Source organism: Paenibacillus sp. FSL H8-0122, assembly GCF_038005345.1.
GTDB lineage: Bacteria > Bacillota > Bacilli > Paenibacillales > Paenibacillaceae > Paenibacillus_AQ.
This window is the reverse complement of record NZ_JBBOTB010000001.1, coordinates 3,250,162-3,265,726: the sequence shown is the minus strand read 5'-3', so window position 1 is coordinate 3,265,726 and position 15,565 is coordinate 3,250,162. Positions and strand designations below refer to the sequence as shown.

15 protein-coding genes are annotated in these 15,565 nt (G+C 52.0%); 10 read left to right on the top strand and 5 right to left on the bottom strand.

Annotated features, from left to right (window positions below):
* The first annotated feature begins 5 nt into the window (after window positions 1-5).
* Genes NSS64_RS14315 through mnhG form a run of 3 tightly spaced genes read left to right on the top strand, consistent with a single transcriptional unit; the run spans window position 6 to window position 1,139 of the window.
* Entirely contained in the window at window positions 6-485 is a 480-nt protein-coding gene (locus NSS64_RS14315) for a Na+/H+ antiporter subunit E (RefSeq protein WP_340941151.1), read from the top strand.
* Complete coding sequence (locus NSS64_RS14310; RefSeq protein WP_340941149.1) at window positions 482-775, top strand: Na(+)/H(+) antiporter subunit F1; 294 nt, start codon at window positions 482-484, stop codon at window positions 773-775. The genes NSS64_RS14315 and NSS64_RS14310 overlap by 4 nt, the downstream gene beginning before the upstream one ends.
* Complete coding sequence (gene mnhG, locus NSS64_RS14305; protein ID WP_340944560.1) at window positions 750-1,139, top strand: monovalent cation/H(+) antiporter subunit G; 390 nt, start codon at window positions 750-752, stop codon at window positions 1,137-1,139. The genes NSS64_RS14310 and mnhG overlap by 26 nt, the downstream gene beginning before the upstream one ends.
* 67 nt (window positions 1,140-1,206) lie before the next feature.
* Here the strand turns inward: mnhG and NSS64_RS14300 are convergent, their stop codons facing one another.
* The gene (locus NSS64_RS14300; RefSeq protein WP_341140536.1) at window positions 1,207-2,460 is read right to left on the bottom strand and encodes an MFS transporter; all 1,254 of its coding nucleotides are present in this window, start codon (window positions 2,458-2,460) and stop codon (window positions 1,207-1,209) included.
* Window positions 2,461-2,924: 464 nt separating this feature from the next.
* Here NSS64_RS14300 and NSS64_RS14295 point away from each other — a divergent pair, with 464 nt between their 5' ends.
* The 4 genes from NSS64_RS14295 to NSS64_RS14280 all read left to right on the top strand — a co-directional run bounded on the left by NSS64_RS14295 (window position 2,925) and on the right by NSS64_RS14280 (window position 6,037).
* Window positions 2,925-4,037: a metallophosphoesterase gene (locus NSS64_RS14295; protein WP_340992687.1), complete on the top strand. Its 1,113-nt coding sequence runs from the start codon at window positions 2,925-2,927 to the stop codon at window positions 4,035-4,037.
* A 120-nt stretch (window positions 4,038-4,157) separates the two neighbouring features.
* Window positions 4,158-4,544 carry a GntR family transcriptional regulator gene (locus NSS64_RS14290; RefSeq protein ID WP_340941146.1) on the top strand — a complete coding sequence of 129 codons (387 nt, stop codon included), beginning with the start codon at window positions 4,158-4,160 and terminating at the stop codon, window positions 4,542-4,544.
* A complete protein-coding gene (locus NSS64_RS14285) occupies window positions 4,534-5,421 on the top strand; it encodes an ABC transporter ATP-binding protein (protein ID WP_341140535.1) in 888 nt (295 codons plus the stop codon). Before NSS64_RS14290 ends, NSS64_RS14285 begins: the two co-directional genes overlap by 11 nt.
* A complete protein-coding gene (locus NSS64_RS14280; RefSeq protein ID WP_341140534.1) occupies window positions 5,399-6,037 on the top strand; it encodes an ABC-2 transporter permease in 639 nt (212 codons plus the stop codon). The genes NSS64_RS14285 and NSS64_RS14280 overlap by 23 nt, the downstream gene beginning before the upstream one ends.
* A gap of 34 nt (window positions 6,038-6,071) precedes the next feature.
* Here the strand turns inward: NSS64_RS14280 and NSS64_RS14275 are convergent, their stop codons facing one another.
* Window positions 6,072-7,430, bottom strand: coding sequence for a cryptochrome/photolyase family protein (locus NSS64_RS14275; RefSeq protein ID WP_341140533.1), 1,359 nt, complete (start codon window positions 7,428-7,430; stop codon window positions 6,072-6,074).
* Between the two features lie 34 nt (window positions 7,431-7,464).
* Window positions 7,465-7,995, bottom strand: coding sequence for a MepB family protein (locus NSS64_RS14270; RefSeq protein WP_341140532.1), 531 nt, complete (start codon window positions 7,993-7,995; stop codon window positions 7,465-7,467).
* 154 nt (window positions 7,996-8,149) lie between these two features.
* Between NSS64_RS14270 and NSS64_RS14265 the strand changes: the two genes are divergently transcribed.
* Window positions 8,150-10,075: a serine hydrolase domain-containing protein gene (locus NSS64_RS14265; protein WP_341140531.1), complete on the top strand. Its 1,926-nt coding sequence runs from the start codon at window positions 8,150-8,152 to the stop codon at window positions 10,073-10,075.
* Between the two features lie 237 nt (window positions 10,076-10,312).
* On the opposite strand, the gene NSS64_RS14260 is transcribed toward NSS64_RS14265, so the two are convergent.
* The gene (locus NSS64_RS14260; RefSeq protein ID WP_341140530.1) at window positions 10,313-12,601 is read right to left on the bottom strand and encodes a preprotein translocase subunit SecA; all 2,289 of its coding nucleotides are present in this window, start codon (window positions 12,599-12,601) and stop codon (window positions 10,313-10,315) included.
* A 222-nt stretch (window positions 12,602-12,823) separates the two neighbouring features.
* Complete coding sequence (locus NSS64_RS14255; protein ID WP_341140529.1) at window positions 12,824-13,303, bottom strand: MarR family transcriptional regulator; 480 nt, start codon at window positions 13,301-13,303, stop codon at window positions 12,824-12,826.
* A 232-nt stretch (window positions 13,304-13,535) separates the two neighbouring features.
* On the opposite strand from NSS64_RS14255, the gene NSS64_RS14250 reads away from it, so the two are divergent.
* Window positions 13,536-13,991 (top strand): RidA family protein, encoded by a 456-nt coding sequence (locus tag NSS64_RS14250; protein ID WP_341140528.1) that lies wholly within the window; start codon window positions 13,536-13,538, stop codon window positions 13,989-13,991.
* A gap of 24 nt (window positions 13,992-14,015) precedes the next feature.
* Window positions 14,016-15,512, top strand: coding sequence for a monooxygenase (locus NSS64_RS14245; RefSeq protein WP_341140527.1), 1,497 nt, complete (start codon window positions 14,016-14,018; stop codon window positions 15,510-15,512).
* Window positions 15,513-15,565 lie beyond the last annotated feature (53 nt).

Here is a 15,565-nt window from a genome sequence, read left to right as displayed (position 1 = left end):
TGAAGATGGCCTTTCAAATATTGTTGAATCTCATGATCGCCTTCCTGTGGATGTTCCTGAATAATGACTGGACGGCCTCCGGCTTCATCGTCGGTTATGTGCTGGGGGTGGCCGTACTGGTGGTCATGCGGCGCTTCTTCGACGGACGGCTGTACCTGGGCAAAATATGGGCGATTCTGAAGCTGATGGCCTTGCTGCTGCGGGAGCTGGTGGCCTCCAGCTATGTAGTGGTGAAGGCGGTTTTGCGCCCGAATCTCAATATCCGCCCGGCTATCCTGATGTACCATACGGAGCTGGAATCGGACTGGGAGGTGGCGGTACTGATTACTATGCTCTGCCTCACGCCGGGTTCAGTCGTACTGGAGGTGTCCAAAGACAACCGGACCTTATACATTCATGCCATGGACATACAGGATGTGAAGCAGTTCGATGCGAATATCCGTAATACCTTTGAACGCGCGATTCTGGAGGTGACCCGTTCATGATTCAATCGATTCTCATGGTGGCGCTGTCGATCATGGTCATCTCCATAGCTATCTGTGCCTGGAGGCTGGTCAAAGGGCCGTCACTGCCTGACCGGGTAGCCGCACTCGATACCATCGGTATCAATCTGCTGGCGATGGTCGCCGTCCTCTCGGTGCTGTTCAAGACGCAAGCCTTTATAGAATATATTCTGCTGATTGGAATCCTCTCTTTTATCGGGACGATGGCCTTGGCCAGATATATCGAAAGGGGGGTGGTGTTTGAACATGGACATGATCAAGACGGTCATTGAGTATGTGTTTGTCCTGCTGATTCTGACCGGAGCCTTGCTTAGCGCAGTCAGCTCTGTAGGTCTGATCCGCTTGCCCGATGTATACCTGAGATCACATGCCGCCGCCAAAAGTGCTACGCTCGGTGTGCTCTGTGTACTCAGCGGCGCATTCCTCTATTTCGCCTTCTTCCTCGATTTCATCAGTGCGAAGCTGCTGCTCGGAATCGTGTTCGTATTCATGACTTCTCCGCTCTCCGCGCATCTGACCGGCCGGGCGGCCTACCGCTCCGGGGTTCCGCTCTGGAGCCGCCGCGTCCAGGATGATCTCAAGGAGGCGCTGGAGAAGGAGCAGGAACAGGTGAAGACCGATTCATCCTCATCATAGATTAGTATAAAAGCACAAACAGGGATGCTCAACGGCCGTAATGGGTCCGAGGGGCATCCCTGTTTGCTTACTGCTGAGCTTGCTGCGGAATAGTGTCTTTGTACGCCGTCCGTCTGCGGTACAGGTGCAGCAGCAGATACGAGGCGACGAACGCTGCGGTTACCAGCCACAGCGGAATTCGCGGGTCGAGCTTGTATGCCCAGCCTCCGATAATGCCCGCAGGTGCGGTGAAGACCAGGATCAGGACTGACAGCATGGAGAAGACCTTGGCCCGCTTCTCATCCTCAATGGCGTTCTGCACGGCTGCCTCCAGATAAGGAGAGCTGATCATCAGGCCTACGGCGGCCAGGATGGTGCTCAGCCCGATCCAGACAAAGCTCGCTGATGGGTAGACAACCAGCATGGCATTCGACAGAGCAGATAAGCCGAAGCCAGCCATCATGGCACGGCTTGCGCTCTGATCCGGTATTCTGGGCATCAAGAGCCACAGGGTCAGCAGCATGATGACAGAGGATACCGCCGGGAACATAGACAGGATGCCGCTGTCCAGATGGATGTAATCTGCCAGATACAGGTACAGGTAGGTGCTTTTCAGCGTAGCCTGGAAGTTGAACAGAATGTATACGCCGAAGATCAGCAGCAGATTGCGCTCAGCCCCCAGATCACGGAAGGCGCCGCCGTATTCAATCATACTCTCTCTAAGGCCGAGCTCCCGGGTCTCTTGCCTTTTGCGGATACCGGCCTCGGTCTCCCTGGTGGTTAGATGACGGCCCACGAACTGGAAGGTCATGAAGAGGAAGGCCAGCACGTACATGATCCTCATGCCCGTGACCATTCCATACTGGTGGACAAGCAGACCGCCCAGCGGTGCGAACAAGCCTCCGATCACCCCGATGATCTGCAGCAATGTGAATACATAGGTCCGGTCAGCGGGCCGGGTATCTTCAACAATCAGGCAGTAAAAGGCGATATGCGGCACACGCTGGAAGCCGTTAATCACTGCAGCTGCGGCGAAAAACCACAGGTTCTGGGAGAAGGCCCATAACAAGGTGGCAAGGCTCCAGCTAAGCAGGTCAAAATACAGAATAGCCCGCTTGCGTCCCAGCCGGTCCGTCAAATAACCGCTGAGCAAAGAGGAGAATACCTGTACGATGAGTCCGATGGTCGTTATCCACCCGATGTTCAACTCGGTCAATCCAAGCTCATACATGTACAGGGTGGCATAGGTAGAGAACATGCTGTAGGGAATCAGGAAAAAAGGCTCAAAGGTCAAGCAGCCCCGGCTGTTTCCCTCCAGCCGCGGAAAGAAAGGTTTTGCCATGATGAAATCCTCCAGGGAACCGTTTCAGGTCAGGTTATTTTCCATAATGGAATAGATGCTTTCTATATTGGAATTGTTTGTATGGCGACCGCGCGTTGAAGCTGTGCAATAGTCATGTGTGATCATCCTATCTGAATGTATAGTGGATTCTGAAGTAGAGTGGTGTATCGCGACCTTTATATATTAACAAAAATAGTTCCAAGAAGGAGTACAAATGAGGAAAAAGAATGTAAAGAAGATGCTGTCGGTTATGCTGTTGGTGTCGGACCCTATACAGGATCTGCGGACGGGAAAAACGGTGCAGTGCAGGTGGAAGTTACCTTCTCGGAGCATGCCATCGACGCTGAAGCTGTCAGCAGAGGCAGTGGCGGATGAACTTAAATAAGCCCGGCTGTCCCTATAGTGGAAAAGACCAAGTTGCCATGAGATAATATGTTATCCGAAAATTAGATAAGGTGGTTAACATGTTTATCATCATTGGGCTAGTATTCATTGCTTTATACGCATTAATTGTCTTCTATATTGGCTGGAGCGGCTGGGGCTGGATCAAGCCGGTCGTCTCCGGACGGTTCCGGCTGTTCTACATCATTGCGCTGATCTTCCTGGCCAGCTCGCTGATCCTCTCCAGAGTGGTGGCGGGGTCAGCGGTCTTAAGCGTCATTGGCAGTTACTGGCTGGCCGTATTCAGCCTGCTGCTCATGCTGCTGCCGCTAGTGCACCTTACGGTCTGGCTCACGAAGCTGGTCAGGCTGCCACGCCGGGCCGTTCAGAAATGGTCCGGTATTCTAACGCTGGTGGCGCTGGTGAGCCTGCTCGGGTATGGAAGCTATAATGCATACAGCCCGGTTGTGCGTTCCTACGAGGTACAGATTGACAAGCCGGGTCCGGCCAGCGGTAAGCTTCATCTCGTGATGGCTTCGGATATGCATTTCGGTTATTTATCCGGCAAACGCCATGCGGAGCGGATGGTACAGGAGATTAACGCCTTGCACCCCGATCTGATACTGCTCCCGGGCGATATCGTGGATGATGATGTCAGGCCGTATAAGGAGAAGGGACTCGGCGCTGTGCTGGCGAAGCTTGAAGCTCCGCTCGGAGTGTATGCTTCCCTGGGAAATCATGACCGGTTCAAGGGCGGGACGGAGGAGATCATCAGCCTGCTGAAGGAGAGCGGGATGCAGGTGCTCTATGATGAAGACGTCGAGGTGGGCGGCTGGCTGACGCTGATTGGACGGAAGGACTATAGCGATAAGGAGCGGGCCAAGCTGGCTGATCTGACCAAGGACATAGACCATTCCAAGCCGGTGTTCATGCTGGAGCATCAGCCGGTGGAGTTCGGGATTGCTCAGGAGCAGGGTGTGGATCTGATGGTCTCCGGCCATACCCACCGCGGGCAGATCGCGCCGGCCAATCTGATCACCTCCAGAGTGTTCGAGAATGACTGGGGCTATCTGCAGAAGGGGCAGCTTCATACCATCGTGTCTTCAGGCTATGGCTTCTGGGGTCCGCCGATCCGCATCGGGTCGCGCTCAGAGATCGTGTCCATTCAAGTGCAGTTTTCTAACGCAGACCAGTAAGTTGACAGGGCTGACCCGAGATGGGTTAGCTCTTTTTTTGGATAAAGATTTACAAATACCTGTAGATCAGCTATATTGTACTGGTACAATAAGTACACTGTTCACGCAAGGAGGCAGCGTGTGGAGATCATCATCAGTAGTAACAGGAACAAGCCCATTTATGAGCAGATCACCTCGCAGATCAAAGGCAAGATTATGAGCGGAGAGCTTCAGGCAGGAGATCCCATACCTTCGATGCGTGCCTTGGCCAAATCCATTCAAGTCAGTGTCATCACCGTACAGAAGGCGTATGAGGATTTACAGCGCGACGGCTTCATTGAGACTACGGTGGGCCGGGGGAGCTTCGTTTCCGCCGTGAGCCAGGCCCTGTTTCAGGAAGAGCAGCAGAAGCAAGTGGAGGAGCATCTGATCACAGCGGCCGAGATCGCCCGCGCAAGCGGAATCAAACTGGAAAAGATGGTGGACATGCTGACTGTCTTTTATACGGAGGGTAATCATGAATCTTAGTTTGGAAATCACCGGACTGACCAAGTCCTATGCCGACTCCGGCTTTATGCTGGACAATGTATCATTAGCAATTCCCAACGGGACTATTATGGGGTTCGTGGGTGAGAATGGAGCAGGGAAGACGACAACCATCAAGTCTATTCTGAACACGGTTCATAGAGACAGCGGGACGATCCGGCTGCTGGGCAAGGAGATGAAGGATGAAGACACCGCCTTGCGCGAAGACATCGGCGTTGTTTTGGACTCGGCCAATTTTCCGGCGGTGCTGACTCCGGTGAAGCTGGGGAAGGTCATGCGCGGTATCTATAAGCAGTGGGATCAGGAGGTCTATGTGAAGCTCACGGAGAAGTTCGGCCTGCCTATGGATCGCAGGATCAGCGGGTTCTCACGGGGCATGACGATGAAGCTTGCCATAGCCGCCGCCATGTCGCATCATCCCAAGCTGCTGATCCTCGATGAAGCGACCTCAGGCCTGGACCCTGTGACCAGAGAAGAAATACTGGAGGTGTTCCTGGAGTTCGTAGAGGATGAGCGCCACGCTATACTGATGTCTTCTCATATCACAAGCGATCTGGAGAAGATCGCCGATTATATCACCTTTATTCATCGAGGGAAGATCATTCTGACTGCGATGAAAGATGAGCTGATCTATGACTACGGCGTGGCCCGCTGCACCAGCGACCAGTTCCGGCGTATTGCTGAAGGTGACAGGCTGGCTTACCGGGTGAAGGAGCATCAGACCGATGTGCTGGTGAAGGACAGAAGAGGCTTCGGGCAACAATACAGCGGGATTACGGTGGATCAGGTATCCATTGATGAAATTCTGCTGCTTCTGGTAAAAGGGGGGGATTCGGATGCGCGGACTGCTGCTCAATAACTATTATTCGCTTCAAAATAATATCAAGACCTCCGTGGGCATTGCGCTGCTGCTGGCCCTGGTCTCATTTGCCGGGGTGGAACACTCGGTATTGAATGCCGTCATCGCTGCGCAGATTATGGTCTTTGTGGTGAGTATCGGGGCCTCCCTGCAGGCGGACGAGGCATCGAAATGGAACCGGTTTGAAATCACACTGCCGGTCAGAAGGAGAACGGTAATCCATGCCAAGTACCTGAGCTTCCTGATGCTGCTTCTGATGGGGACGGCTGCTAGCCTGGTTACCATGGCGCTTGTCTATGTAAGAGGGGGGGACACCTCATACTTGAGTCTGTCCGCCGGGTATACCTTCGGATTATCCTTATCGCTCTCCATTCTGGCGATCTATTATCCGGTCATTCTTAAATTCGGCATTGGAAAAAGCGAGCAGATGCTCATGGTATCGGTAGGGCTATCCATGGGTCTCCGGTTTCTGGTATGGATGCTGCTGAACCTGTATATGGACGATGTGAACTTTAATGGTCCTGAGACCGGGTATGCCACCCTGATCCTTGCTGTTCTCCTGTTCGCGGTCTCCTATTTGATTGCCGTGCGGATTCATCGGAATAAAGAATTCTGATGATCACCGGATTCCGATTGCGATTGGGAGACTATCAGCCTTGCCGGCTCTGCATAATCCCCTTATAAACTTCTATAGCGAAAGCCCGGGACCGCTTCAGATCTACTATGGCATCTTCATCGGGGAGGTGAATGTCTTTGTCAGACCAGTCCGCGCGTTCCGGCAGCCAGGTACGGATATAGCTGCCGCCCGGATCATGGGTCTGGGATTGGGTGACCGGATTCATCACCCGGAAATAGGGAGAGGCATCGAAGCCGAGCGAAGAGCTCCACAGCCAGCCGCCACGGTTCTGGGCGTTGTCGTAATCGCTTAGCTTCAGCCGGAAATAACGCTCGCCATAGATGAAGGGACAGCCCAGATTCTTCGTCAGGAACATGGCCGTTATCATCCGCAGCCGGTTAGGCATCCAGCCGGTTGCGTTCAACTGGCGCATAGCTGCATCGATGACCGGAATGCCGGTCCTGCCCTGAGCCCAGGCCTCGAAGTGCCCGGTCCCTAGCGCAGAGAGATCATATACATTCTCATAGGTGAAAAAATCTTTGTCCAGCCGTGCCTGACCCAGATAGAAATCCCTCCAGGCTAATTGTCTCAGCCAGTCTTCGCCGATATCCTCTTCTTCAGTAAGCCTGCTGTATAGGGTCCGTGCCGAGATCGCTCCCGTATTCAAATGTCTGCTGATCCGGCTGGTCCGTTCTTGCGCGTAATGATCGCGGTTGACCTTGTAATCCTGCAGATCCGCATGCAGGAAACTCTCGAGCACATGATCCGGGTTCATCTGCTCTGCAGCGGGAGCCAGCGCTGTAAGCTCCCGGGCAATCTCTTCGGGAAGCTGGAAGGAATCTGCGAGCTGCGGGTGAAGATCAACGGTTCGCAGACGGCTTAGCCCGGCAGAGTAAGGCGGCTGGAACCGCTGCGCGAGAAAAGTACGCCAGCGGCGGTAGAAGGGAGTAAACACCTTGAACGGCTCACTCCGGCCGCACCAGTCCATGAATGCTTCCAGATCACAGAGCATGCTGTCATGCCGGGCATGGAACCGGAGGTTCAGCGCATTGGCGGTGTCCTGCAGCAGCTGGTCGCGCTTAAGGGCATAAGGGGTATAGTCCGCATGTAGGCTGACCTCCTGAACAGGGTGGAGCTGTGCCAGCCGCCGGAGGATCACCTCCGGCTCCCCATACAGGAGATGGAGCAGCTTGCCTTCTTTCGCATATTCCAGCTGAAGCCGGGCAACATGCTGAAGGAAATTCTGTCCGCTATGCTCCAGATAACGCTTATTCCTTAGCAGAAACGGCTCCATTATTAATACATGCAGCGAGTCTTCCTGCGCCGCAGCTATAGCGTCGAAGGCTGGCAGATCAGAAGTCCGCAGGTCCTTGCGGTGTATGAATAGAATCATAGCTGTAGTTCCTTTCAGATGCAGATGCCATCTCTTAAATTGTAAACGGTAGTTCTGGCAGATACAACCGGGTCAACACCTGCATATGGTGATGGTTCATCGGATCAACTATTCCAAAATAAGGGAACTGCCACTTCTGTGTTGCTAAAGCCTGCTTATTCGTTACGGTATCCCAGGCTGGATATATCCGTATCGCCATTTTTCCCGGTGCATTATCGGTTGCCAGCACACCATGTTTTTTCAGCAGGTCCTTCGGAAAGACAAACTGTCCAAGCTCCCCGCTAACGGGATGGAAGGTGTTAATGACCAGCAAATCAGGGGCATCGGCATAGGTGAAGGCCTGGTTTTTACGCTCGGCATTTTTTTCCCACATTGCGACAAATTGACCGGTCTTCGTGGGGGTGATTTTGGCCACCCGAAACCGGACCGACAGGGCACCCAGCTGGAATGTACCGGCTCCATATTCGGCATTCTGCGGTTCTTCACGTATGGAATCGGCAATGAAGCCGGCTGGTGCGTACAATGTTTCATTAATATAAGCTAATGTGGTGTGGAATTTATTCATGCACTGGCCCTTCTTCCATGAAGATAATCATGTTGCTTCTCCTAAAGATACTATCAGTGAAAACGCCCGAAAGGAAATTTTCCGGTAATCGCAGAGGTTTTTTGTTAGAATAGGGGGACTGCAGGATTTTACTCGACTAAAGGAGAGATTATATTTGTTGTTGAAAAAAGGATTTACAGTTCTGCTATTGGCATTACTGCTGCTATCGGGCAGCATTACAGCATTTGCGGCTGAGCAAGGCAGCGTAGAAGCAGGGGGAGTTACCCCGTCCGGTATACCGCTGACCGGTTTGGAAGCTTTTGCAGATGATTATGTAAAAGAGTACATAGGAAAGCAGACCGTAGGCGCGTCCGTTGTGATGGTGAAGGATGGACAGGTCGTGCTGTCCAAGGGGTACGGCTACGCCGACGTGGAACAGCAGATCCCCGTCTCCCCGGATACGGTCATGGAATGGGGCTCTATCAGCAAGCTCGCCGTATGGACATCCGTAATGCAGCTGGCCGAGCAGGGCAAGCTGGATCTGAATGAAGATATCCGTAAGCTTTTGCCGGAGCATTTCCTGAACAAGCTGGAGTATGACGAGCCGATCACCATGCTGCATCTGATGAACCACAATGCCGGTTTTGAAGAGTATATGTTCGATATGGCTTACCAGTCGCCTGAGGAAGTGCGGTCACTGGAAGAGGGGCTGCAACTGGCCCAGCCAGCACAGATCTACAGACCTGGAGAGGTAGTCGCTTATTCTAACTATGGCAACTCCCTGGCTGCCTACATTGTAGAGAGAATCAGCGGGCAGCCTTATCATGAATATGTCCAGGAGCATATTTTTGAGCCGCTGGGCATGAAGCATTCCATGGCGTATTCCGTGGTGGAGGACCGCCCGGAGCTGCTGAAGCACAAGGCCAAAGGGTATTTCTTCGCCGGAACAGGCTCCTTCAAGCAAGGCCCGTGGAATTATATGTCTATGTACCCTAATGGTGGCAATAACGGGACTGCGGAGGATCTCGCCAAATTTGCCATGGCCCTCATGCCTGCAGCCGGAGAGCAATCTCCGCTGTTTCAGAAGTCAGGAACGCTGGCTACGATGCTGACCCGGAGTCATTCCGCTGCGGAAGGCATGCCTGGCATCGCCCACGGGTTCTGGGAGTATCCCGGGGCACACCGGACGCTGGGACATGGCGGGAACACGATTGCTTTTGCCACCAACCTTATGCTTGTGCCTGAAGACCGGTTTGCAGTTGTCGTCATGACGAATCAGGCGGGCGAATCCCATATTGTTCATGGTCTGACCAAAGCAGTTGTGGGACAACGAGCGCAGACGGAGGCAGCGGTTCTGCCAGACGTGTCAGAGGTGGAAGGCCGATTCGTCGCGGCGCGCCGTCCCGGCCATGGCTTCATGAAGCTGTTCCCATATCTGACGATGATGAAGCTTGAGCCTCAGGGAGCAGATCAGCTTAAGGTGTCACTTGCCGGGATGAGCGGAAGCTATCAGCAGGTTCAGCCTTACCTCTATGAGAAGACGGGCGGGGATTCAGGACTGGATGCCTGGCCGATGCTGTATGCCACAATGAAAGAAGGGAAGGTAGCGTCTATCTCGGTGTACACCTCCGATTATCTGCCGCTGTCTCCGGTTCGGTCCATGCCTGTATTGCTGATCAGTGCAGCACTTGCGTTGCTGGCCATCGTCTATTTTGTAATTGCTCCGTTTGTGTGGCTGGTACAGATGCTTATGGGCAAAAGGAGAGCACATCGTAACCGTCCTGCACCCCGATCCTCCAACCGGAAGCTGACGGCCGGACTGACCTTAACCGGTACCGGTCTGGTGGTGAACAATCTGGTGCTGGCCTTACGGATGCTTAGCAACAATGAACGTGCCTATGCGGAGGTGTATCCGCAGATTATAGTGAATATTGCGTTAACCGGACTGGCTGCACTGCTTATCGCTGCGCTGTTTATAACCTTGATGAAGCGCCGGTCCCCGTCTGTCTCACCGGCCCGTAACCATTGGCCGGTCATCGTGCCCATGGTGATGATGGCATTTCTGCTGGCCCAGCTGGTATTCTGGGAATTTTACAGTTAAGTCGCAGAGGACAGGCTGAGAAGCGGCAGCTCTGAGGGGAAAGAGCCAGGATGCGATGAGAACAGGGAATAGATGGATTTTATCCACTTGCTTCCTGCAGTAAAGGGATCAACTGGCTCACTTCAGTATGGGAATTGTCTGCCCGTCAGCGGGGCAATTGAAGTTTCTATCGTTCTAGCTCAAACGGCTGCGCCATCCTCTGAAGGACGGCGCAGCCGTTTGCATTCTGAAGCAATATTAGTATTTAGGCTGCTTAATGAAGGGGGACAATAGCTTGTGTGCAATTGGACGAAGCCAGAAAGCTACGACTGTCGTTCCTGTCCATGAGCTGCGCTTATTCTGGAGATATTGATCATTGATGATATAAGTCCGGGTCGAAGCAGGGCTCCTAAGTCCCAGCCGTTCCCATTCAGCCGGATCATTGGACCCGCCGAGCCTGGCAAGCATAGTCTCTGTCGCACGTTCGATCTTACCCGGGATCTGATCGAATGCTACGGTAATCTGCGTATGAAACTCATCGATCGGGCTGCGGCTGGCGATGCTCTCCAGGTGAATGCCTTCGCGGAGATAGGAGACGAAGGCCAGATGGTCTGCCCAGCATTCATCGATATAGAACAGCCGTACCCGCTGCTCCGCAGGGCTAATAGGCTGCTCGCCCAGCAGGATACGGAGCCGCTCTGCGTAGAGAATCCGCCGCTGGTCCTCGACCATATCCGAATAACCGTTCAGCTCATTATGGATATCAAAGTTCTGGCTCATCACAATCTGCTGAATACTTGCGATCTTGCGGCTGAGCTCCCGTTCTTCAATAGCTTCCTGTTGTCTTAGCGCATGGGCTGGGGTAGGGGAACTGAAGCGGCGCATCAGGTCGTCTTCCAGACTGACATAGAAGACAGAAGCCCCCGGGTCGCCCTGGCGGCCGGAACGCCCGCGAAGCTGGTTGTCAATCCGAACGCTTTCGTTCACATGGGTGCCTATGACATATAATCCGCCCAACCGGGTAACAGCCTCAGCCTGTACAGGATCGCCGCCGCCGAGCCGGATATCGACACCGCGTCCCGCCATATTCGTAGAGACCGTTACAGCGCCGAGTTCTCCGGCTCTCGCGATGATATCAGCTTCCTCAGCATCATTCTTCGCATTCAGAACCTGGGCGGGAACACCGGCAGCCGCAAGCTCCGCAGCCAGCATGTCCGATTCCTCCACGCTTGCTGTCCCGATCAGAATGGGACGCCCCTCTCTGTGAATAGAGGAGATGACCTGCACGAGCGCCTGATATTTGGCTTCCTTATGCGTGTAGATCCGGTGCGGGTAATCGTTCCGGATGTTGGGCCGGTTCGGCGGGATCTTCACCACCTGGAGGGCATAGATATCCTTGAATTCCAAGGCAGAGGCACAGGCCGTGGCCGTCATTCCGCAGATTTCCGGATATAGGCTGATGAAGTGTTGAATGGTAATTGTGCCGAGAATTTTTCCGCCTGCAGTCCACTTCAGTCCTTCTTTTGCCGTGAGTGCCGCTTGCAGCCCGTCCGGCAAAAACCGGTTCTCGGCCACGCGTCCGGTATACTCTTCGATCAGCTCGATAGCACCGTCACGGACGATGTAATCAATGTCCTTGGTTAATAAGGTCTCCACATGCAGCGCACAATTCAGTGAGGTTAGCAGCTGACTATTCCGGCTATCGTAGAGGTTACCGCACCCCAGCAGCAGCTCCACTTGGGCAGCCCCTGCATCGTTTAGGTACACGTTCCGCTGGAATTCGTCATAATCATAATGCTCCCCAGGCAGCAGCTGCCTGGCCAGATCCGCATACAGCATGCCGTCGCTATGGCTAACCTCGGATTCGCCGCTGATTACAAGGGGGACCCGCGCTTCATCAAGCAGCAGTGAATCGGCTTCGTCCACGATGACGTAGTGGAAAGGGCGGTGTACTGTAGCACTCTCTGTGAGGGCAATGGTGTCGCGCAAGTAGTCGAACCCCGCTTCTTTTGCCGTAACATAGGTGATATCACTCCTGTAGGCTGCCCGTTTCTCATTCAGGCTCATGCCCGCTTGAACCGAATTCACGGTTAATCCCAGGAAGCGGTAGACCGGACCCATCCACAGCGCATCCCGCCGGGCCAGATAATCATTGAAGGTCAGCACATGCACGCCTTTACCGGTCAGCGAATTCAGATAGGCTGGCATTACCGCTGAGAGGGTTTTGCCCTCACCGGTATGCTGCTCAATCAGCATACGCTCGTGCAGGGCGATTGCGGCCATAATCTGGACATCATAGGGCTGTAACCCGAGTGCTCTGGCAGCCGCCTCACAGACTAATGCATAGGCATCCACCAGCAGCTCATCCAGGGGGATGCCGGACCGGGCCGCTTGCTGTAGCCTGAGGGACTCCACCTGAAGCTCTGCATCGCCGCAGGCTCTCAAATTCCGTGCGCGGATAAGCTCCGCTCTGGCCTCGTAGTTCTTCAAGAGTTGCCGGTTATCATGGTCTCTGAAATTCTGCAACCATTTAACAGCTATATTCATAATAGTGTCCACTCCCCACTCTCCCGACTAGTCACATCAACGTCTTCGGGCTGCTTTATCTGTAAATTATAATTCATTCATGTTTCGTTTTACCAATGTATGGATTATAGGCTCCAGAGAAAGCGACAGCCGGGTAGAAAAGAGGAGGCTAAGCAGCCTCTCACTTGAACTGTATCCCCAATTATTATTGATGTCTAACCTATGTACAATTTATTGGGTTCTTTAGCGATAGAAGTCCACCATATCTCCAAACAGCCGTTTAATAAATTCGAGCTCGCTTTCGTTATATCTTTCCAAAAATTCGTACATTCTTTGCTTTTCCTTCGCATGAAGCCCCTCATGAGCAGCAAATAGCTTTTTGCCGATAGGCGTTAGCCGAAAATACACTTCCTTTTTGTTGTCGTTGAACTGGGATTTTCGCACCCAACCTGCCTTTAGTAATTTATTTGCGATCTTAGAGGTATTTCCTTTACTTAAATTGATTCTCTCCGAGATGGAAGTGAGATTGATCGGCTCCTGCTCTCCGATGCACGCAATGGTGTGCAGTTCCGTCATATTCAAGCTAAATTCTGATTCAATATGCTTCCGGATATCCTTCAGGTATGTGGCAGTTATTCGGGTTTCATATTGCTCTTTTTGCTCAAGAAACTGAACGAAAAATTCATGAATGGCAGTTTTGTTTTTACTGGCAGTATCCATCATTATGCTGGCTCCTCGACTTATTTGTTTTATTATATCATAGATTGTTCTCTGAGAAACATACGGGCATACCCAGATTGGGATTGGGGTTGACATGGTAAACAGTAACCAAGTAAAATGATATTGTTTCGTATGAAACTAAAATTTTATATAATTTTCAGCATACTTGTTTTAACAGGCGATAAAAAAGGTTCTAACGAAACAATAATTGATGAAGGAGGTTTGCCGGAAATACTTGTCCACTTTTCAAGAGGGAATTTATAAATATGGAAATGGAGCATACCTGCCTATGGAAGTCGTAAATCCGAAGACCTTGACGGATAAGGTTACATCTGTAATTTCTCATGTCGTGGTAACTACTGCCTCCAAATTGGCCTTCATCTCAGGTCAGGTTTCTGTAGATGAAACAGGATCATTGGTCGGTTCAGGGGACTATTACGCGCAAGCGATTCAAGTGTTCACCAACCTTAAGTATGCATTGGAAGCCGTGCGAGCGGATCCCTTGTACATTGTAAAAATGAATATTTTTGTTGTAAACCACAACCCGGAATTGATTTCGATTATTTTCGAGGCAGGATTTCATGTGTTTGGCCCTAACTGGCCGAAGACAGCAAGTACCTATATAGGCGTTCAAGCACTAGCCGATCCTGAATGGCTTATCGAAATAGACGCTATCGTGATCTTCCCATAATGTTTAAGAAAAGAGGGTTTTGATATGAAATATGAAGTCATCCTGATCGGTGGCGGGCCTGTCGGCATGATGCTGGCCGGGGAATTGGCATTAGCCGGTGTAAAGGTCTGCGTCATTGAGCGATTAAAAGAGACAACCCCTTATTCACGTGCGCTTACCGTACATCCTCGAACTCTTGAAATATTAGATATGCGTGGAGTGAAATCACAATTAATCAGTCAAGGCCGCTTACTTTCGAGAGGACATTTCGCCGGATTAGAAACTCCTTTGGATTTCAGTGTGTTGGATTCTTCTTCCAATCACACTCTCTTTTTACCGCAGAGTGAGACGGAGAAGGTATTGGAGGAATGGGCGCTTAGCCTTGGCGCAGAGGTCTGGAGAGAGGTTGAGGCTCTATCTGTAAACCAGGACGAGGATGGGGTTGACGTTAAGATCGCAGGACCTCATGGAGAAACAACGTTAAGATCAGCTTATGTGGTAGGTACGGATGGAGCCAGAAGTTTGGTTCGCAAGCATGCAAATATATCATATGAAGGTACAGATGCGACCTTCACGGCGATTCTGGGGGATGCCGTTCTATCTGATTTGGCTCCTATGAGTGTCATATCCCGGATTACAGAAAAAGGATTGGTCAGTATTATGCCGATCAATGATCATATGTATCGGGTCTTGATGATCGATATGGAGAGACGTAACATCTCTAAGGATGAGCCCGTTACATTGGAAGAGTTTCGTTCATCGCTCATCCGTACGACCGGAAGCGATCTGGGAATGAACGATGTGAAATGGATGTCCCGTTTCGGAAATGCGACGCGGCAAGCTGGACGCTATCGGAATGGTCGATTGTTCTTGGCGGGAGATTCGGCGCACATTCATTTTCCCGCTGGTGGACAGGGAATGAACGTCGGCTTACAAGAAGCGATGAACTTAGGCTGGAAGCTTGCAGGAGCAATCAAAGGCTGGGCTCCGGACTGGCTATTGGACAGTTATCATGCCGAACGCTTTCCATGGAATACGACCTTGCTCCGGAATACCGAGGTCCAAACCCTGCTTCTGGACGTGACTCCCCCTATCACGGAACTTCGAAGCATGTTAGCTAAACTGATTCAAATACCGGAGGCTAATTATCAAATCGCCGCACAAGTTTCCGCAATGGACGTACATTATGATCCAGACGCCGAAGCGCCTCCCCATCCTTTAAATGGGAAACGTTTCAAGGATCTAAGCTTAAAGCTGAAAGACGGGCCATTGATTAACGCCTATCCGTTACTACACAAAGGTACTTTTCTTCTGCTGCATTTCCATTCTAATGAACAGAATAGCGGTCAATGGGAAACGTATAGCAACCTTCAAGTTGTACATGCCTCTTTGGCTGAGGCTGACGCGGATTGGAACGACGTCCACACGGCGCTTATTCGCCCGGATGGACATATTGCCTGGGCGATTCCTCTATCCGTTCCAAATCCAATGCAAACCATAAATGAAGGAATCACTCGCTGGTGCGGAGACAGTGCCGTGTAGTAATTCGTTCGAGGTGAGTAACTGATTCGCTGCCACGTTCAAGGATCTAATGA